The 19,286-nt window shown below is 43.6% G+C and carries 24 protein-coding genes and 1 riboswitch; of the genes, 16 read left to right on the forward strand and 8 right to left on the reverse strand.

Going from position 1 to position 19,286, the window contains the following annotated elements; genetic code table 11:
* From KUG63_RS10480 to KUG63_RS10490, 3 genes are all read left to right on the forward strand, one after another.
* The coding region (locus KUG63_RS10480; RefSeq protein WP_287555264.1) for an aromatic-ring-hydroxylating dioxygenase subunit beta at nt 1-220 on the forward strand (220 nt) is incomplete at its 5' end.
* A gap of 30 nt (nt 221-250) precedes the next feature.
* Nucleotides 251-1,009 carry an SDR family NAD(P)-dependent oxidoreductase gene (locus KUG63_RS10485; protein WP_015006974.1) on the forward strand — a complete coding sequence of 253 codons (759 nt, stop codon included), beginning with the start codon at nt 251-253 and terminating at the stop codon, nt 1,007-1,009.
* Nucleotides 1,006-1,824, forward strand: coding sequence for an SDR family NAD(P)-dependent oxidoreductase (locus KUG63_RS10490; RefSeq protein ID WP_015006973.1), 819 nt, complete (start codon nt 1,006-1,008; stop codon nt 1,822-1,824). The genes KUG63_RS10485 and KUG63_RS10490 overlap by 4 nt, the downstream gene beginning before the upstream one ends.
* A gap of 118 nt (nt 1,825-1,942) precedes the next feature.
* Here KUG63_RS10490 and KUG63_RS10495 read toward each other — a convergent pair whose 3' ends face one another.
* Nucleotides 1,943-2,752, reverse strand: a complete 810-nt coding sequence (locus KUG63_RS10495) for a DODA-type extradiol aromatic ring-opening family dioxygenase (RefSeq protein WP_015006972.1) — start codon at nt 2,750-2,752, stop codon at nt 1,943-1,945.
* 81 nt (nt 2,753-2,833) lie between these two features.
* Between KUG63_RS10495 and KUG63_RS10500 the strand changes: the two genes are divergently transcribed.
* Nucleotides 2,834-3,394 carry a cytochrome b gene (locus KUG63_RS10500; RefSeq protein ID WP_287555269.1) on the forward strand — a complete coding sequence of 187 codons (561 nt, stop codon included), beginning with the start codon at nt 2,834-2,836 and terminating at the stop codon, nt 3,392-3,394.
* Between the two features lie 43 nt (nt 3,395-3,437).
* On the opposite strand, the gene KUG63_RS10505 is transcribed toward KUG63_RS10500, so the two are convergent.
* The 7 genes from KUG63_RS10505 to KUG63_RS10535 form a co-directional block, all read right to left on the reverse strand.
* Nucleotides 3,438-4,295 carry a 2-keto-4-pentenoate hydratase gene (locus KUG63_RS10505; protein WP_287555272.1) on the reverse strand — a complete coding sequence of 286 codons (858 nt, stop codon included), beginning with the start codon at nt 4,293-4,295 and terminating at the stop codon, nt 3,438-3,440.
* Between the two features lie 5 nt (nt 4,296-4,300).
* Nucleotides 4,301-5,587: a M18 family aminopeptidase gene (locus tag KUG63_RS10510; protein ID WP_277642523.1), complete on the reverse strand. Its 1,287-nt coding sequence runs from the start codon at nt 5,585-5,587 to the stop codon at nt 4,301-4,303.
* A 1-nt stretch (nt 5,588) separates the two neighbouring features.
* Nucleotides 5,589-5,978 (reverse strand): peptide-methionine (R)-S-oxide reductase MsrB, encoded by a 390-nt coding sequence (gene msrB / locus KUG63_RS10515; protein WP_287555275.1) that lies wholly within the window; start codon nt 5,976-5,978, stop codon nt 5,589-5,591.
* A gap of 54 nt (nt 5,979-6,032) precedes the next feature.
* Nucleotides 6,033-6,938 carry a phospholipase A gene (locus KUG63_RS10520; protein ID WP_413464123.1) on the reverse strand — a complete coding sequence of 302 codons (906 nt, stop codon included), beginning with the start codon at nt 6,936-6,938 and terminating at the stop codon, nt 6,033-6,035.
* Between the two features lie 137 nt (nt 6,939-7,075).
* Nucleotides 7,076-7,990, reverse strand: a complete 915-nt coding sequence (locus KUG63_RS10525) for an MBL fold metallo-hydrolase (protein WP_015006966.1) — start codon at nt 7,988-7,990, stop codon at nt 7,076-7,078.
* 24 nt (nt 7,991-8,014) lie between these two features.
* Nucleotides 8,015-8,629, reverse strand: coding sequence for a hypothetical protein (locus tag KUG63_RS10530; protein WP_073023295.1), 615 nt, complete (start codon nt 8,627-8,629; stop codon nt 8,015-8,017).
* Nucleotides 8,629-9,186 carry a DUF4202 domain-containing protein gene (locus tag KUG63_RS10535; protein WP_287555280.1) on the reverse strand — a complete coding sequence of 186 codons (558 nt, stop codon included), beginning with the start codon at nt 9,184-9,186 and terminating at the stop codon, nt 8,629-8,631. The genes KUG63_RS10530 and KUG63_RS10535 overlap by 1 nt, the downstream gene beginning before the upstream one ends.
* A 114-nt stretch (nt 9,187-9,300) precedes the next feature.
* Here KUG63_RS10535 and KUG63_RS10540 point away from each other — a divergent pair, with 114 nt between their 5' ends.
* From KUG63_RS10540 to pyrR, 12 genes are all read left to right on the forward strand, one after another.
* On the forward strand, nt 9,301-10,023 hold the full coding sequence (locus KUG63_RS10540) for a methyltransferase family protein (RefSeq protein ID WP_015006963.1): 723 nt from the start codon (nt 9,301-9,303) through the stop codon (nt 10,021-10,023).
* 72 nt (nt 10,024-10,095) lie between these two features.
* Nucleotides 10,096-10,172, forward strand: a riboswitch (S-adenosyl-L-homocysteine riboswitch).
* Nucleotides 10,173-10,299: 127 nt separating this feature from the next.
* Complete coding sequence (gene metK, locus KUG63_RS10545; protein ID WP_015006962.1) at nt 10,300-11,463, forward strand: methionine adenosyltransferase; 1,164 nt, start codon at nt 10,300-10,302, stop codon at nt 11,461-11,463.
* Between the two features lie 40 nt (nt 11,464-11,503).
* Nucleotides 11,504-12,907, forward strand: coding sequence for an adenosylhomocysteinase (gene ahcY / locus KUG63_RS10550; protein WP_015006961.1), 1,404 nt, complete (start codon nt 11,504-11,506; stop codon nt 12,905-12,907).
* Between the two features lie 2 nt (nt 12,908-12,909).
* The gene (metF, locus tag KUG63_RS10555) at nt 12,910-13,758 is read left to right on the forward strand and encodes a methylenetetrahydrofolate reductase [NAD(P)H] (protein WP_016390814.1); all 849 of its coding nucleotides are present in this window, start codon (nt 12,910-12,912) and stop codon (nt 13,756-13,758) included.
* Entirely contained in the window at nt 13,755-14,051 is a 297-nt protein-coding gene (locus KUG63_RS10560) for a YcgL domain-containing protein (protein WP_015006959.1), read from the forward strand. Before metF ends, KUG63_RS10560 begins: the two co-directional genes overlap by 4 nt.
* A gap of 2 nt (nt 14,052-14,053) precedes the next feature.
* Nucleotides 14,054-14,785 carry a 16S rRNA (uracil(1498)-N(3))-methyltransferase gene (locus tag KUG63_RS10565; RefSeq protein WP_020931900.1) on the forward strand — a complete coding sequence of 244 codons (732 nt, stop codon included), beginning with the start codon at nt 14,054-14,056 and terminating at the stop codon, nt 14,783-14,785.
* 502 nt (nt 14,786-15,287) lie between these two features.
* The gene (locus tag KUG63_RS10570; protein WP_016390816.1) at nt 15,288-15,860 is read left to right on the forward strand and encodes a hypothetical protein; all 573 of its coding nucleotides are present in this window, start codon (nt 15,288-15,290) and stop codon (nt 15,858-15,860) included.
* A gap of 43 nt (nt 15,861-15,903) precedes the next feature.
* A complete protein-coding gene (gene gshB, locus KUG63_RS10575) occupies nt 15,904-16,845 on the forward strand; it encodes a glutathione synthase (RefSeq protein WP_016390817.1) in 942 nt (313 codons plus the stop codon).
* 2 nt (nt 16,846-16,847) lie between these two features.
* Nucleotides 16,848-17,699: an energy transducer TonB gene (locus KUG63_RS10580; RefSeq protein ID WP_015006955.1), complete on the forward strand. Its 852-nt coding sequence runs from the start codon at nt 16,848-16,850 to the stop codon at nt 17,697-17,699.
* Between the two features lie 25 nt (nt 17,700-17,724).
* Nucleotides 17,725-18,288, forward strand: a complete 564-nt coding sequence (locus tag KUG63_RS10585) for a YqgE/AlgH family protein (protein WP_015006954.1) — start codon at nt 17,725-17,727, stop codon at nt 18,286-18,288.
* Nucleotides 18,288-18,713 (forward strand): Holliday junction resolvase RuvX, encoded by a 426-nt coding sequence (gene ruvX, locus KUG63_RS10590; protein ID WP_015006953.1) that lies wholly within the window; start codon nt 18,288-18,290, stop codon nt 18,711-18,713. The genes KUG63_RS10585 and ruvX overlap by 1 nt, the downstream gene beginning before the upstream one ends.
* Before the next feature lie 2 nt (nt 18,714-18,715).
* Nucleotides 18,716-19,228 (forward strand): bifunctional pyr operon transcriptional regulator/uracil phosphoribosyltransferase PyrR, encoded by a 513-nt coding sequence (gene pyrR / locus KUG63_RS10595; RefSeq protein ID WP_015006952.1) that lies wholly within the window; start codon nt 18,716-18,718, stop codon nt 19,226-19,228.
* The last annotated feature ends 58 nt before the right edge of the window (nt 19,229-19,286 follow it).

The following is a 19,286-nucleotide window of genomic DNA, read 5'->3' on the forward strand; positions in this document are numbered from 1 at the left end:
AACAAATATTGAGTCGTTTTGTACCGATGAGGCGAGTGTTTACGATGTACGAAGTAAATTTACCTTGTTGCGCGCAAGACGCGATAAAGACCATATTAGCCATACCGGTACACGTAAAGATTTGTTGCGTGATACTGGTGATGGCCTGAAGTTAGTCGCAAGAACGGTGTTTTTACCTGCGCGGGTGATCGTCGACAAAAACTTAAACATGTTTTTCTAAGCATAAAACTAATTTAATTAAGGAGTCATAATGACAGCACGAATGGAAGGGCATAATGCCATAGTGACAGGTTCATCATCGGGAATGGGGCGTGCAACAGCACTTCGTTTAGCTTCAGAAGGGGCCAGTGTGTGCTTGGCAGATATTAATACAGAAGGTAATGCCGAAACGCTGGAATTAATTAAACAACAAGGTGGGCGTGCCATAGCACAATACTGTGACGTGTCAGATGAAACACTGGTAAAAGAAATGACCGCTTCGGCAGAAGCGGCTTTTGGTTCTGTCTCTATTTTATTTAATAATGCCGGTTTTGAAGACGGTGATGGCAATACCGATGAGTTGGACGTTGATGCTTGGGAAAAAGTGCAGTCGATTAATACACGAGGTGTATTTTTGGCCGCTAAATATGCACTTAAAAGTATGATAGCGGGTGGCAAAGGCGGCTCGATCACAACAACATCCTCTATTGGTGGGCTGATAGGTACACCTGGCGGTCTGCATTCTTACTGTGCTTCAAAAGGGGCGGTTATCTCATTAACTCGTTCATGGGCCGTCACGTATGCGAAGCATAAAATAAGAGCAAATGCTATTTGCCCCGGCCTTGTGTTAACCTCTATGGTTAAGAGAATTGGTCCAGAGTTTATAGAGGCAGCCTCTGGTATGACACCGTTAGGTCGGGGGGCGGAGCCAGAAGAAATTGCCAATTTAGTGGCGTTTCTTTCAAGTGAAGAATCACAGTTTATTACTGGGGCGATTATCCCCATTGATGGTGGGTATACGGCACAATGAGTCAATATCCAGCCTTCTCGTTAGATTTATTTCGCCTAGATGGGCAGATCGCGCTGGTTACTGGCGCGGGCTGCGGGTTAGGTAATGTATTTGCGCGCGCCTTGGCTTCAGCAGGCGCAACGGTCGTGTCGGCAGATATTAATTTGGCATCAGCGGAACAAACGGCTGAAGAAGTTCGCCTGTTGGGTGGTAAGGCTTTATCAGTTGAGGTTGATGTCAGTGATGTTGATTCAGTGGCGGCAATGAATAGGGCGGTACTTCAGGCATATGGCAGGCTAGATATTTTAGTGAATAATGCAGGTATCGCCAGTCCAGCAGATCGAATACATGAGATGCCAGTAGAAGACTGGGACCGTGTGAACGCGGTTAATACTCGGGGGGTATTTCTGTGTACTAAAGCAGTGCTTCGACAAATGATGGCACAAAAGAAAGGTTCTATTATTAATATTTCTTCGGTGGCTGGTTTGGGTGGTGTATCAAATGATTTGTCTGCGGTGGCTGCGAATTACTCTGCTTCTAAAGGGGCGGTAGCAACGTTGACCAAACAGATTGCTGTGGAATATGGAAATGAGGGTATTCGTTGTAATGCGATAGCGCCAGGCTGGCATTTGGGTACGCAGCTAGGCCGTGAAGCATTGCCGTTAAGTGAGGCTGATATTGCTGCGATGGTAGAGAAACTGCACGGGTTAACGCCGTTGAATAGAACAGGCGACCCTGAGGAGTTGGCTGGTTTATTGGTGTACCTAGCTAGCGATGCGGCTTCTTTTATGACGGGGCAAGTGATCGCGCATGATGGTGGTTGGACGGCTTGGTAAATTTAATACGTCGATAATAAAAAAGGGCTGATGGCGCACCCCTTTTTAGTATTCTAATACAGCACTTGTATTGCCTTGTTTGAGTTTTAGCGGCATTAAACGTGCGCTAATAGTTAGTTTAATCAAATTGATAGGCTGAAACGTTAACGCCCATAACATTGTCTTGGAAGATGTTTTTGCCTTGGTTGTTTCCGCCCGCTCCAGCAACGACCATTAACGGCAGTAGGTGTTCTTCCCGTGGGTGTGCTTGTCGAGCGGAAGGTGCGTTGAGCCAGTTGCCAAGTCGTTTGTTTCGTTCGTCGGGTTTAGACTCACAGGTGTTTGTTAGCCAATGATCAAATGTGGCGGCATGATTACCAATATCTTGCCCCCGCATTAAGGTGTCCATATTGTGAAAGCTCATACCACTGCCGAGAATTAAAATATCTTGTTCTCTTAAAGACTGAAGTGCAGCGCCAACTTGAATATGGTAAACGGGGTCTAAGTTATGTTGTAAGGACACTTGAACAACCGGAATATCCGCATCTGGAAACATCACTTTTAAAGGCACAAAGGTGCCGTGATCATAGCCATGATCGGGGTCAAGTGCACAGTCAATATCTGCATTTTTTAAAAGCGCTTGTATTTGCTTAGCAAGCTTTGGCGAGCCTGGAGCAGGGTAAGTCAGTTCGTAAGTATGTGGTGGAAAACCGTAGTAATCAAAATATAGCGGCGGGTGAGGCTGCGAGTTGATCCTAATAACGTCTTCTTCCCAATGTGCAGAAATAATAATAATGGCTTTTGGCTTTCTCGGAAGAATTTTATGTAGGTTTTGTAACCATGCTTTCATGGTGTCCCAAGTATCTGCAGGGCCACGCGTCCAATCCATAAAAAAACAAGGGCCGCCTCCATGAGGGATGTAAATAGTTGGAAAAATTGGGTTGGACATAAGCCTTAAATAACTATTGAATTAGGTAAGATATGATATATCATCTAACGCTTAAGTAACTAAAAAAAAGAGGGGGTTTAAATGAGTGATTCGAGAGTTAAGCTGTCGTGTGTATCCGTTGCGCTGCATTGGATTGTCGGCATTTCAATAATTATGTTGGTAGCCGTTGGTGTGTACATGACCGATTACAAGGTGTATGCCTTGTATCCTATCCATAAGTCGGTAGGAATGATTGTTTTTATCTTTATATTTGCACATGTGGTCTGGCGCGTGAAACAAGGTTGGCCGGAGCCTGCAAGTACCTATAAATCATGGGAGCATGCACTGTCTAAACTGGTACATTGGACGCTTATTATTGCGACAGTAGTGATGCCTGTTTCAGGAATGTTAATGTCGGGTCTAGGCGGGCATGGGCTTTCTGTTTTCGGCTTAGAGCTCTTGGCTGCAACACCAAATCCTGATGAGGCTGGAAAAATGATCCCTATTAATGGGCCTATTGCAGGGGTGGCGCACGAGACACACGAAATTGCTGGTAAGTTAATGTTTGTAGCATTTCTTTTACATGTATCAGGTGCACTAAAGCACCACTTTATGGATAAAGATGGTACTTTGAAAAGAATGCTTGGTCAGCGCATAGACTAAACATCAAAAGGGCGGGAAACCGCCCTTTTTTATTTGTTTGATTTTATTTAAACAACACCGATACACTAACGTGCTGTTGATTTCCAAGTCCTGTATAGATGGCAGTTAAACGACCTTTTTTTATAGGTACTGGCGAAGTAAGGCTACCAAGTGATAAGTAAGCGCCTGGCTTTAGAGGGTAATTTAAAGCCAATAGACGATCTCTTAGCCAACGAATAACATTAACTGGGTTGCCCATCAGCGAGGAACAGGCGCCAGTTTTTAAATGGCTGCGGTCCTCTTCGTAGACGATGCCGACTTGACAGAGGTTTAGGTTTTCAATCAATTCCATTGGAATCGGTTCCCCCATCACTCCATAACGAGCGCCGGTATTAATCGCCATCAGCATGTCGGCTGTTAACGGTTTATCTGTTGAAAAAAGCCTATCGGGTACCTCGATAAAGGGAATAACTTGGTCAATAGAGGCGAGTATTTCTTGATCGGTTTTTGCGTTATTGATGGCGGAATCTTTGATTCGTACCAATAAGTCAGCTTCTGCAAACGGGTGAGTGGCGGCGCTTATGTTGATTACGGCCGGGCTTTCTAGCAACATTTTATTTAAAAATATGCCTAGCAACGGCTGCTCAATGCCCATTTTTTGTTGAATGTCCGGGTTTGTTATAGCCGCTTTGTACCCAGCGATGCCGCCCCAATTTTCCGATAAGGCATAGACAACGTGTTTTTGAATTTCTAGCGCCGTTTCTGTTGTCAGTCCGGGAATGGCATCGGCCTCAGTGTTATCAGTAAAGTGCTGATAAATATCCAACGCTGTACGTGGTACAAAGTTTTCTTGGCGCATAAAAAAGATAGCCACGGCGGCCACGGCAAAGATTAAAAAGGTAAATTTAAATTTAAATTTCATAAGCTTTAACTGAAGAATTGAGTAAATACATGAGTGATGTCGTGATGGTCGGCGACCCCTGCGCTTTCGCGGATGCTATGCATTGCCCACATTGGGCAACCTACATCAACGGTTTGGATGCCTAGTTGTGCCGATGTCATGGGGCCAATAGTGCTGCCACAACCCAGGTCGGTTCGGTGGGAATATTGCTGATAAGCGACTTTAGCCTGTTCGCACAAATGAATAAATCGAGATTGAGAGGCACTGTTTGAGGCATAGCGAATATTCGCATTTACTTTGATAACCGGACCCTGATTAACGAATACCTTGTGCTCAGGTTCATAAGCATTAGGGAAATTAGGCTGATAAGCGTGAGCCATATCGGCGCTAATCATAAAACTATTAGATAAAGCGCGTTTATAATCCTCGGTAGATAGGCTTAGTGAGCTTGCAATGCGTTCGAGTACATCGGGTAAGAAGCTGCCATCGGCCCCTTTATGGCTGTTGCTACCTATTTCTTCATGGTCAAAAAATGCACAAATATTAAATTGTTGCGAATGCAGGGAGGCGTCAGATATTAACGCACTGAGACCAGCGTGACAGGAGGCTAAATTATCGAGTTGACTATTGGTGTAAAACTCATCATTCAAACCGTATAGGGAGCCTGCCTGCGTGTCGACAGCATGTAACTCCCAGGCAGAAATAGTATCACTATTGATGCCCAGCTCCGTTGCTAACAGCTCAACAAGAGCCGGTTGTTCATTATCGAGTGACAGCAATAAGGGCAGCTCGGTTTGTTTATTAAGCTTTAAGCCATCGGTATTAACCTGCGGATTCATGTGTATAGCAAGGTTTGGGAGGCGTAGAAAAGGCTTTTTAAAATATACTAATTTGGAGAGTAAGGTGCCGTTTTGGTTGATATGTACGCGCCCTGCTAGGCTTAAATCGCGGTCGGTAAAGGTGGCTAGCAATGGGCTACCATAAATCTCTACAGCTAAACGGTTGATACCGCTTTGTTGTTGGTCTGGTTTAGGTTTTACCCGTAACCCTGGTGAGTCAGTGTGGGCGCCGATCAGCCTAAACCCCTCTTGAGCAAGGTTATTTGAACCGACGGTAAAGGCGATGATGCTAGAGTCGTCTCGTTTGACGTAATAACGCCCATTCGGTTGTAATGCCCATGTATCACCCTCTAATAGTTCACTGAAACCTTTGTTATCTAGGATTTCTTTGCTCGTGTGAACAGCGTGCCAAGGGCTTGGGCTAGCATCGATATATTGCAGTAAGGCTTGGGCGTGTTGTTGGGCAGTTAACATGTTATTTCTTGGGGTCTAAATTGAGTGATGCGGAATTAATACAATAGCGTAAGCCTGTTGGTTGCGGGCCGTCTGGGAAGACGTGTCCAAGGTGGCTATCACATTGAGCGCAGACCACTTCAATACGGACCATACCGTGACTTTCATCTCGGTTTTCTTTAATAGCATTTGAGTGGATGGGCTTCCAAAAGCTTGGCCAGCCACTACCCGAGTTGTATTTGCTGTCGGACTCAAACAGAGGCGTGTCACAGCACTTGCAGAGATAGAGGCCCTCGGTTTTAGTGTCTACATAAATGCCAGAAAAAGCAGCTTCGGTGCCCTTTTGGCGGCAAATATTATACTCTTCTGCGGTTAATTTAGCTTTCCAGTCGTTGTCATTGTCCGTTTGCATGCGTTGACCCTTTGATGTTGATGAATAAATTATACCTGACAAAAAAGTGCTGGTTTATAACCAATCATTCAGTTGGATTCCAAAGCCTAGGCTATTGGTGTGGTTGTTATAGTCGAGAAGGCTCTCGCCGTAACCATTGAACCATTGCACATAGCCGCGAACATTATTATGTATCGGGAAGCTCCAGCCTAATTCGATAGCACCTTTGTTGCTGCTTGTTTTGAGGTTATTTCTGAATAGAAGTGAAAAACTATGTCGTTGTTTTTTATACACGCCCCTTAATTCAAAGTGACCTAAAAAGTCGTCAATATCATGGTTGTCATCTTGTGATTCACTTTCAGGAATACGGTACCAGGGTTTAAATGACAGGTAGATGTCGCCTTTTTCTAGGATAAAGTCTGTATAGAGGCGGTTCCAGCTTCTTGATAATAAGCCTGATTGGCCATTCGATTGATGGGTGAACCCCGTCAAAATGGCAGAGTTGCGGAACCCTAAAATTGTATAGTCGGTGTCGAACGAAAGCCATGTTTCAGCTTCATGATTGGTGTCACGAAAGGGGGAAGAGTGAGTTTTATTGAACTGCTGCCAGAAAGACCGGTTGGTGTATGCGGCATATAAATCCCCTTGCCCAAAGATAAGGTTTCGAGCGATGGGCAGTTTCATGCTGATTTGAAACTTTGTTTCTAGGTGCTGAAGATCTGGGTTAACGTCTGGGTAAGCGGCTTCAAATGGTGTTGTGCTAGGATCGCTGGTGTTATAGCTGGCAATAATGTAATTAGGTTTATGTGGCAGCAAAGAAAAAGCATTCCAACTGGCAGTTTTTTCTTGCAGTTGGCGACGCTTTAATGCAGAAAAATGCTCCTCCTCTGAAGCCATTGTGTCTTGGCATTGCTGTTTCAGTTCGCCCACGGTCATAGTGTTTTCTGCCGTATTGAGTAAATTGGACAAGCAAGTTGTCATCGGATTGTCTTCGGCAGCAAATAGCGGGGTACAGAATAAAGTCAGTACGGTAAGAAGTTTTTTCATAGTCATGATTTGGGTAATAAAAAAGCAGCTGAAAAAAAGGTCAGCCGCTTTTTTTGTATTGTGAGGGTAGTTTATTGCTGTTTGGGTAGGCTCTTAAAGATTATTTTAATCCAGTTCTCTTCGTTGATAAAACCACCACCCCAAGCGGCCCATTTGCTAGGTAATCCGGCCAGTTGGATTTGATCAAGTGTTTTACCTGAAGCGGCTTGCTGCTTAACGAACTGTGTTGTATCGGTTAGCATTGCGTAATAGTTTTTTAGCCCGTTCACATCCGATAGTTCGCCATGGCCTGGGATAACAAGCGTATCTTCAGGTAATGACTCAATTATTTCGCCGATATTGTGTGTCAAGGTAAAGGCATTGCCTCCGGTGTCTAAGTCTACAAAAGGGAAAAAACCATTAAAAAAATGATCACCTAAGTGAGCAACATTGCTTTTTGGAAAATAGACGACAGCATCACTATCAGTGTGACCATGTGCATGGTGGATAAATTGAATTTCCTCATTATTAAAATGAATGTTAATGGCTTGTTCAAAGGTGATGATGGGCCACGCTTCTTTTGGTGAGGCCGGTGACTTCCCAAAGAAGTTTTCTTGGTCAGTCATTAAACGTTTCCTGGTATTCGTATGCGAAATAATGGTCGCATCTTTTGAAAAATAAGCGTTATTACCAGAATGGTCACCGTGCCAGTGAGTATTAAGAATAAAGCGCAGCTGACCTTTGCTGATATCGTTTAGTGCGGCATCAATTTTTTTGGACATTGGCCCCAGTTGGTCATCGACCAATAAAAGGCCATCTGGGCCAGCCGATACGCCAATATTACCGCCGGCAAAGCCTCCAGCTCCTTCAAGCATATAAATATTACCGCGTACATGCGTTGTTTTAAGTGTGATGTTTGAAAAGACGTCTTCTGTAGATCCTGCATAAGATTGGCTAAAAAGAAATGCAGAAAGGAAGAATAAAAAAATCTTGTTGCCTACGTTCATTTATTGTCTCCGAGATTTTTTGTTTTATGAGTCATCATCCGGTGTTGGATGCCACCCAGAATACCATAAGTCAATAGGGATTATTTCAGGCTCGATACCATTTTTATGGAACCACGAATCAACAGCAAACCGTTTGCCAGAGTCCAACTGCTCGATGACCGCAGATGTATGCGGCCAACCGTTTAGGAAGAAACCGCGGTTAATACGATAGCCTTCTTTATGAAAGCGCATTAGCCCGCGCTCACGAAAGAGTCTTAGGTATAAAGTTGTGTTTGTGGCCTCATCAACGCAGTCCATTTGATGGCTACGGTCTTGAAAAAAAGCGGCAAACGTACCCGGCAAGTCGTCTTGGGTGTGTGTTATCCCACCAATAAAAGTTTCCATTTGAGCAATGGCCAGTGAGAGTTGCTGGCGTTCTATTTTGGCTGATGCTGCTTTAGGTGAAAAAAGTTGCTCAATGGTGAACCATTGAGCGTCGTCGAGCGTTACAGTCTGAACTGTTTTGCAACCATAGCCATAACACACCTCAAAGGCGTCAGCGGGTACCGTCACCAGTTCTTTTTTTGGCAAGGCGCAACCGGCCAGTAGGGTTAAAAAGCCAAGCCCGATAATAAAAGAGGTAAGCGCAGGTTTGTGCATTAAGCCAATGCCTTAGCGACTAATTTTTCTAAATGAGGCGGTAAGGTTAAGGCTAACGCCGCTTGGTGGCCCTTATCCGACATTTTTCCCCAAGTTTTTTGCACAATGTCAATGATTTTTTCTTCATTATGTTTGTTGGCAAAGGCATCGAAATAATGGTTTAAAAAAACCAAGCAAGACACGTCTTCCAATGTTTGTGCATCAGGGTCAGATTTAAGCCTCTTTTTTTGAATAATACTGTTTGCTCGTTCAATGTCGGCGTCGTCATAGCCACTTTCTTGCATCGCGTCGACTAAAATTTTTGCATGTAATTTCGCTAGGTCGGTGCGCCACGTTAAATAGCCCGTTAAACCGGCAGGGTAATCTTTTCGAGCTAGTTTCCAACGACACACATGCTGGGCATAGCAAGCTAAGGTGAGAGCGTCAGATGCGTTTGGTTCAAAAGCCTGAAGGGTTTTTAGCATGCGTTGTGAATATAGCGCTTCTGTGCCGTTTGTTGGGTCGTTAGCATTAGCGAGGTCAATACGTTGCAGTGTTTGTTGTAATTTAGTTGTCATAGTGTGTTGAGTTGCTGTTTGGTGGAGTTAGCGTAGGTGCCGATCGTAGGCGTGTATTCTTACTTCTCATAAAGGTAATATAGCAAGAAAATTCAATTTAAATGGGAGAAGCTGATGAGATCTTGGGTGATGCTATATGGGGTGGTTAGTTATGCTCTATTTTGTGCGGTCTTTGTCTATTTTATAGGGTTTGTTGGCGGCTTAGGTGTCTCGAAGAGTCTCGCAACACAGTCGACAGAATACTCCCCTTATGCCTTAGTGGTGAATATTGGCTTACTACTCATATGGGGAGTGCAACACAGTGTTATGGCGCGTGGCTGGTTTAAAGACATGATATCGTCAATGGTGCCGCATCAAGTAGAGAGAAGCACCTATGTATTGGCTTCAAGCCTTGTGTTGGCGATGCTTATGATTTGTTGGCAGCCAATGAATGGCATTGTCTGGCAAATAACAAACAAAGCTGCCATAACACTAGTGTGGTCGGTGTTTGCTTTGGGTTGGGTGGTGGCTCTTCTTTCAACATTTTTAACCAACCATTTTGATCTATTTGGCTTGCGTCAAACGTGGTTGTTTTTTGTTAATAAAACATACACTCAGGTTAAATTTAAAGAGCGTTTATTTTATCAATGGGTTCGTCACCCAATGATGTTAGGTTTGTTAGTAGTATTTTGGTCCTTACCAACGATGACTATTGGGAATATCGTGTTCTCAATTGGCATGTCAGCCTACATTTTTATTGGGATTTACTATGAAGAAAAAGATCTGGCTAGAACCTTGGGTCGGTCTTACACAGATTACCAGCAAAGAACAGCGAGAATTCTGCCAACAATTTATTAGCAAAGGTGGTTTAAGGGCATTGCTAAGCTAAGCCCTTGAAATTTTTAATATATGATCTAAAATAGCTTCACCTTGAATAAGGAACGCTGCGACAGGATCTTCCTGCTAGGCTTATTCAAGCAGTCAAATTTTAACTGCGTTCATTATTAACAGGAAACTGAAATAATGAGCATGGTGTCTAGATAAAACGGTGAGTTTTTATCATCTGCCTAACTGGCAACATCCATATAGCCCAACTTTTAGTGCCTATTTTTAAACCGAAGAGGCGAGTTTACTATGAGCAAGAATTTTATTTTTACATCTGAGTCGGTATCTGAAGGACACCCAGACAAAGTAGCTGACCAAGTGTCAGATGCGATGTTAGATGCCTTATTAGAACAAGATGCCTCATCGAGAGTCGCCGTTGAAACAATGGTTAAGACCGGAATGGTGATTTTAGCCGGTGAAGTAACGACAAATGCATGGGTCGATACCGAAGAGCTAGTACGTCAAGTCGTTAAAGATATTGGTTACGACAAACCAGAAATAGGCTTTGATTGGCAAAGTTGTGCGGTGCTAAATGCAATCGGTAAGCAGTCTCACGATATTGCTATTGGTGTGGATGAAAGCGAAGAGCATGAGCAAGGCGCTGGTGACCAAGGGCTGATGTTTGGTTATGCCTGTGATGAAACTGATGTTTTAATGCCGGCACCGGTCACCTATTCTCACCGATTGGTACAGCGCCAAGCAGAGGTGCGTAAGAATGGCGTATTACCGTGGCTGCGCCCTGATGCGAAAAGCCAGCTGACCCTGCGTTATGAAAACAATAAACCAGTGGGTGTAGAAGCGATCGTGTTATCGACACAGCATGCACCCGAGATCAGTTTGGCCAATTTACGCGAAGCGGTGATTGAAGAAATTATTAAACCGGTATTGCCAGATGCGTGGTTTGCCAGTTGTTTGTCTGAAAATATTCATATTAACCCGACAGGCCAATTTATTATTGGTGGCCCTGTGGGGGACTGCGGCTTAACAGGTCGTAAAATTATTGTAGATACCTATGGTGGCATGGCACGCCATGGCGGCGGCGCATTTTCTGGAAAAGATCCTAGTAAAGTAGACCGATCTGCTGCTTATATGTGTCGATATGTTGCTAAAAACATTGTTGCAGCGGGTTTGGCGAAACGTTGTGAAATACAAGTTTCGTATGCGATTGGGGTCGCCAAGCCAACATCCATTGCGGTTGAAACATTTGGTACTGGGCTTATCGACAACGACAAAATAGCTGTACTGATCGGCGAACATTTTGATTTGCGCCCGAAAGGCTTAATTGCAGAATTGGACTTATTGCGTCCGATTTATCGTCCAACCGCAGCCTATGGACACTTTGGCCGTGAATTACCCGAATTTACTTGGGAGCGCACAGATAAAGCCGAGCTATTAAGAGATGCGGCTAAATAGTTAGGCGCACCGACACACAACAATTTAGAGAGATAAAAAAATGAGTTTTACAGATTATAAAGTAGCTGATATGTCATTGGCTGAATGGGGTCATAAAGAAATAGCCATTGCTGAAAGCGAAATGCCGGGTTTAATGGCCTTACAAGAAGAGTTTGGTGAGAGTAAGCCATTAGCAGGTGCGCGCGTTGCAGGCAGTTTACACATGACCATACAAACGGCGGTACTGATCAAAACCTTAGTGGCTTTAGGGGCTGAGGTTCGTTGGTGCTCTTGTAATATTTTTTCTACACAAGATCACGCAGCAGCGGCGATTGCCGATCTTAATATTCCAGTGTTTGCTTGGAAAGGCGAAACGATTGAAGAATATTGGTGGTGCACAGAACAGATGATGACTTGGCCAGAGGGGCAAGAAGCAAATATGATTCTTGATGACGGTGGTGATGCGACCTTGCTACTGCATAAAGGCGTTGAGTTTGAAAAAGCAGGCGCTGTACCGGATGCAAAAGAGGGCGATAATGAAGAGTGGATCGCCATTCTTGATGTCTTACGTCGCAATTTGCCGGTAGCACCGACTAGATGGCAAAACATGGCCAGCAGTATCAAAGGTGTGACAGAAGAAACGACAACGGGCGTACATCGTTTATACCAAATGCAAGAATCAGGTGAGTTGCTTTTTCCAGCAATGAACGTGAATGATTCTGTGACGAAAAGTAAATTTGATAACCTGTATGGTTGTCGTGAATCATTATTAGATGGGATTAAACGTGCAACAGACGTCATGATAGCTGGCAAAATTGCGGTTGTTATTGGTTATGGTGATGTCGGTAAGGGCTGTGCTCAAGCCTTCAAAGGCATGGGTGCAAGTGTGTGGGTGACCGAGGTTGACCCTATTTGTGCATTACAAGCAGCGATGGAAGGTTATCGCGTTGTACGAATGGACGATGTGGCCGACCAAGGTGATATCTTTGTGACAACAACGGGTAACTTGGGTGTAATTAATCACGACCATATGCTGGCGATGAAAAATGAAGCGATTGTTTGTAATATTGGTCACTTTGATTCTGAAATAGATATTGCGTCGCTTGAAAAATACGAGTGGGAAGAAGTAAAGCCACAAGTGGATCACGTCATTTTCCCCGATGGCAAGAGAATTACGCTGTTAGCAAAAGGCCGTTTGGTTAATCTTGGCTGTGCAACAGGACATCCAAGTTTTGTGATGTCGGCATCATTTACCAACCAAGTCATGGCGCAAATTGAGTTTTTCTCAAATGGAGATAACTACAAAAATGAAGTCTATGTGTTACCTAAAACCTTAGATGAAAAAGTAGCGCGTTTGCACCTAGAGAAAATTGGCGTAAATTTAACCGAGCTTACGCAAGAGCAAGCTGACTATATTAATGTCCCTGTTGAAGGACCGTATAAACCACATCACTACCGTTACTAACTATGAGTTTAGAGTCATATCAAAAAATTAGCTTTGAATTCTTCCCACCAAAAACCGAAGAAGGGCGAGTTAAGCTGTTAAACGTCAGTAAAGAGTTGGGCCAACTTGACCCAGCATATTTTTCTGTCACCTTTGGCGCAGGAGGTAGTACTCAACAAGGTACCATTGATACCGTGCTGGATATTAAAAAGCAAGGTTTCTCAGCGGCACCACATTTGTCTTGTGTGGGGTCTACAAAAGCAAGCATCCGTAAAATTTTATCAAATTATAAGGATAACGGCGTAGACCGCATTGTTGCCTTACGTGGGGACATCCCATCAGGCACCTTGGATATTGGTGAATTTCGCTATGCCAATGAGCTAGTGGCTTTTATTCGTGAAGAAACAGGTGACCACTTCCATATTGAAGTGGCCGCTTATCCCGAAGTTCATCCGCAAGCTGCGAATGCTCAAACAGACTTAGCTAACTTTAAACAAAAAGTAGAAGCAGGCGCAGATAGTGCCATTACACAATACTTTTTTAATTTTGAGGCGTATGTCCGGTTTGTTGAAGATTGCGACAAAATGGCTATAAATGTACCGATTGTGCCGGGCATTATGCCAATAACAAACTATTCACAGTTGGCGAGATTTTCTGATATGTGCGGTGCTGAAATCCCCCGTTGGATACGTAAACGCCTAGAAGGCTTTGCCGATGACCGCGAATCGATTAAAGCATTTGGAACAGATGTGGTCAGTGAGTTAAGTCAAACATTGCTTGACTATGGTTGCCCGGGACTGCATTTTTACAGCATGAATCAGGCAGAAGCGAGTTTGGCTATTTGCCGCAATTTAGGGATCAGCGCGAAATGAGTCGTGTAAAAGAAATATCCTGTGCCATTTACAAAACGGCTAAGCGTGATGGTTTATATTTATATGTCAAAGAGCAGGATGATTTTTCAGATGTTCCTGTTGAAGTGATGCAGCAATTTCCAGTGCCTGAGCATGTGTTTGATTTAGAATTATCTGCGGAGCGTTCATTAGCACGAGAAGATGTATTGGTCGTGATGAAGAACCTTGAAACGCAGGGTTTTCACTTGCAAATGCCGCCTAAAAATGAAGACCCGATCGATACCATAACATTACCGGATAGTTTGCACGGCTAGCGATGCGTATTTCACGCCTTTTTGTTGAGCAAGATTTAGTCGAAGGAGCCGCTGTAACACTCGAAGCAGATGCGGCGCATTATTTACGCAATGTATTGCGTTTAAAGAAAGGCTTTCAGTTAACAGTGTTTAATGGCCAGGGCGGCGAATATGCCGCCACGGTTCAAGAGGTCCATCGTAAAGCGGTGGTGCTAGAACTGGGTGCTTGGCGAAATGTAGAATTAGAGTCGCCGCTTCAGATTGAATTGGGCCTGAGTGTTTCCCGTGGTGAACGGATGGATGTGGCAATTCAAAAAGCGACAGAACTGGGCGTGGCGGTTATTACCCCCGTTATTACGCAACACTGTGTTGTTAAACTCACCGAAGAACGTCGTTTGCAGCGCCATCAACATTGGCAAAACATTGTCTATCGGGCTTGTGAGCAGTGTGGTCGAAATAAGCCACCGATCTTAAATGTAACGATGGACTTAGCGCAGTGGCTAAATACAGAGTTGGCGGCAAGCCGTATTATATTTGAGCCGGGTAAGGCAGATACGTTAAGAGATTATCCAAAACCAAATGATGCGGTAGCCGTGCTGATTGGGCCAGAAGGCGGTTTTTCAGAACAAGAAGTGTTGGATGCGCAAGAGGTAAATTTTTCGGCCTTGGGTTTTGGCCCAAGGGTTGTCCGTAACGAAACAGCAGCGATTGCTTCCATTGCAGCGATGCAAGTTCTCTGGGGAGATATGGGGTAGGTTTGCATTTTTGCTGCCGCTAGGGTGTTCATTTCTTTTTGCGACAAAAAGAAACAGAACTAAAGAAAAGGTCGCCCAAATCGCAGTAATGAATTATTTTCGGGTTCGCGCTAAACTCGCTATGCTCAGACAACGCGCTCTCTTATCCGAAAAGAAATAATTCCTAGCGCGATAAAAGGGTACCAAAGTCAAAAGTGAGTGATTTTGATTTTAAACCCTCTTGCTCTCACTGAAAAACTAATCAATAAAATAGAGTTTTCTATTGTGGCTGTTTGAGCCCGTTCTTTAGGCGAGTTCCACAGTAGCTATTTTAATGATTAGTTTTGAAGGCACCCTTCAGGGTGAGAGCAGTGGGTGGCATTTTTCTGGTTACTCTTTTGTTGCTACTGACAAAAGAGTCACTCGCCTTTCAAGGCGAAACAGATGAAGAAATCTGGTTGTGTTTAAATGACAACGATAATTTACTATGTTTTGAGGTTGTTATTTGAATTGTAAGAATGATATGGGGAATGCTATTTTTAAATTGATGCTTAGGCAAAACCTTGGTTGTATAGCAAGGTTTCATGACTATATCGATGATGCTTTAAGAGCAACTTTAATAGATGAAGACGCGGACTCATCTGGTGTAGATAAAGCTTATTTGAGGATTAACCTAGAAAAACACTTCCCTGAAAAGCTTCGTGAAACATCTTTTCTGTTAATGTTTGGTCATCTAGAAGAAATGTTGTATTTATTATGGAGAGATAAAAACCCTCGTTCGGTTCAACAAGACGGAGGTTATGGGATAAAAAAATTCAAATCTTATATTAAAGATATATTGGGGGAGCTGGGAGATAATTCTGCGTATTCAATAATAATCAATGCTCAAGAAGTTAGAAATGCTTTGTTACATATAGCTGGTAGAGTGCCTTTATCTAAACACAAAGATGCTTTGAAGCGAGTAGCTATTAGCCATCCTGACAGCTATAAAATTGAAAATGACCGTATTAGAATTGAATTGAGCGGACTACTTGAGTTTCGAAATGCAATTAGTAACTTAACAGAAGAAATTCATAACAAATCTATATGTACATGACACGTTATAATATTAGAGAAAACACTTACAAGCGGAGAGACCCATGCGTTTAGGCGTTGTAATGGACCCTATCGGGTCAATCAATATCAAAAAAGACACCACATTTGCTATGTTGCTTGAAGCGCAAAGCAGGGGCTGGGAGTTGTTTTATATGGAACAACAAGACCTGTACCTGATAAATGGTACGGCGAAGGCGACCTATAAACCATTAACTGTTCAGCGCGATGAAAAAAGTTGGTTTACATTAGGTGAGCCTATTGATGATGTTATGAGTCAAATGGATGCTATTTTAATGCGTGTTGACCCGCCTTTTAACATGAACTTTGTCTATACGACGTATGTTTTAGAACAAGCCGAATCCGATGGTGTATTGGTGGTGAATAAACCGCAGTCTTTGCGTGATGCCAATGAAAAGTTATTTACGGCATGGTTTCCAGACTGTTGCTCGCCTACCTTGGTGACTTCGCAAACTCAACGGATTAAAGACTTTTTGCTTGAGCATGAAGATATTATTGTTAAACCTTTAGATGGGATGGGCGGCGCGTCCATTTATCGACTTAAAAAAGCGGACCATAACCTTGGCGTTGTGCTGGAAACGATGACTAATCATGGAAAAGAATTGACAATGGTTCAGCGCTATCTACCTGAAATTAAGCAGGGCGATAAACGTATTTTAATTGTTAATGGTCAACCCGTACCGTACGCCTTGGCTCGTATTCCTGCCGAAGGTGAAACGCGAGGGAACTTGGCCGCTGGTGGGACAGGTGAGGGCCGAACATTAACCGATAGAGACCGTTGGTTATGTGAGCAAATTGGCCCTACGTTGGTTAAAAAGGGGCTATTTTTTGTTGGCTTAGATGTGATTGGTGATTATGTGACGGAAATAAATGTGACAAGCCCAACGTGTGTACAAGAGTTGGACAATCAATTTGGTTTAAACATAAGTGCTTTACTGATGGATTGCATTGAGGAGCAACTAGCATAGAGGTGGCTGCTCCAGCTGCCATATCATCAGCGGATAAGCTGGGTTTAACGTTATTTATGGCGGGCATTATTCATGCCTTGGTTATTTTGGGTATTAGTTTTGATGTTGATATCTCGCGTTCCGTTAGTCAAGCACTAGAGGTTGTGTTGGTGGTATCGCCGGATAAAGAGCGGCCTGAAAAAGCTGATTTTTTAGCCCAAGAAGATCAAGTTGGTAGTGGCGAAGCGGAAGAAAAGGCAGTTAATCAACAGCAAGCAGCGTTGCAGCCGAAAAAGCAGTCAGCACAATCTGAGCATACGAAAGAGCAGCAAGCGCTGGCTCAGGCTCAAAAGGCGCTCTTGCAAACTGAAGCGGATGTGGCAATTGAGGCTAGCAATAAAAAAGTGCCAAAGCAAAGCAAGGCACTAACGACGGCTGATTTATTGCGTCAAAGTGAGGAAATTGCAAAACTTCAGGCAGAAATTAATGAAGCGGTTACCAGTTATTCACGACGGCCTCGAAAATTACACATCAACTCAATTAATGCGCATAAATACAAAGCGGCCAGTTACGAAGCGGCTTGGCAACGCAAAATTGAGCGAGTGGGCAATTTGAATTATCCAGGGGAAGTGAGGCGTAAGCGTTTGTCGGGCACATTAGTAATGAGCGTTGAATTATATGCCGATGGTAATTTAAAGAAAATCATAATTAATCGCCGCTCTGGTCATAAAATTATTGATGATGCAGCAGTCAATATTGTTAAACTATCGGCACCATTTGCCCCGCTCCCTATTGATCTGCAAAAAGATATTGATATTTTGGTCATCACGAGGACCTGGCAATTTTTAAATGAAGGCTCTTTGCTAACACGCTAAAGACCACAACGATGAAACTTTATTTATGAATAAAAAAAACTATCTCACTAATAATTTTCTAATTGCAATGCCAGGAATGGAAGGTGATGACTTTTCTAAATCGGTCACCTACCTATGTCAGCATGATGAAGAAGGGGCGCTGGGTATCGTGATTAATAAACCACACACGATGACCATGAAAGCCATTTTTGATCAATTATCAATTACTGCAGTTAACCCGGCAGTAGCGGCAACGCCTTTATTTATGGGTGGTCCTGTTCAACCTGAGCGAGGGTTTGTGTTGCATACGCCGGTAGGCAACTGGGATTCTACGTTAACGGTGAATGATGAGTTTGCGCTGACCAGCTCAAAAGATATTTTAGAAGCAATTGCCGAAGGTAAAGGGCCCGAGAAATGGATGGTTGCGCTGGGTTATGCGGGTTGGGCTGCAGGGCAATTGGAGCAGGAAATTCAGCGGAATTCTTGGTTACATGGCCAAGCTGAACCACATATTATTTTTGATGAGCCTCTCCCGCAACGCTGGGAATTGGCGGCGCATAGAATAGGTGTTGATATTAGTTTGATGAGTTCTGATGTGGGTCATTGCTAATGGCGGTATGCCTAGGTTTTGATTATGGTGTAAAAAAAATAGGTGTTGCTGTGGGTGATACACAGACACACATTGCCAATGCCTTAACAACGGTTAAAGCAGTGAGACAAAAGACCGGCTGGGACGAGTTAACAAAAATTATTGAGACCTGGCAGCCAACAAAAATGATAGTTGGTATTTCTCGCCAAGAAGATGGTAGTGATAATACAGTTACGCCAAAAATGGAGCGGTTTTCTAGACAGTTAGAAGGGCGGTATCAATGCCCCGTTGAATTATTTGATGAGGCGCTGACAACATTTGAAGCAAAACAAATATTGTTTGATGAGGTTCAGGTGAGTGCCGATAAGTTATGGGAAGTTCAAGACCAAGTCGCTGCGCAGTTGATTTTACAAAGCTGGTTAAACACACAACAACACAAGCAATAAGTATGGATACAGAGTTAAAAGCTATTGATATTGATGCCATCATAAACACAATGGCAGATGAGTTGGCACAAATGATGGAGCGCAAGCAAATAGTTGAGCCACTGATGATAGGGGTGCATACCGGCGGGTTATGGGTGGCAGAAAAGTTACATCAGAAACTAGGGTTGAATAAACCGCTTGGTGAAATTGATATTTCATTCTACCGGGATGACTTTTCACGCATAGGCTTAAATCCACAGGTTAAGCCAAGTAATATCCCTGCTAAGGTTGAAAACGAGCACATTATCTTGGTGGATGATGTTCTCTATACAGGCCGAACAATCCGTGCAGCATTAAATGAAATTTTTGATTACGGTCGCCCTGATAGTGTTACGTTGGCGGTTTTAGTAGACCGTGGGGCGAGAGAATTGCCGCTTCATGCAGATATAGTCGGTGTGAAACTGGATTTGTTACCTGAAAAACAGGTAAAATTGATCGGCCCGGCGCCTTTAGCGCTAGAAACTAACCGGAATTGACTGATATGAGCTCTAGCAAGCAACCTGCTAGTACGTCCTTCAAAGCACCCGATAGTTC

The organism is Cycloclasticus sp. (assembly GCF_019090545.1).
Classification (GTDB): Bacteria; Pseudomonadota; Gammaproteobacteria; order Methylococcales; family Cycloclasticaceae; genus Cycloclasticus; species Cycloclasticus pugetii.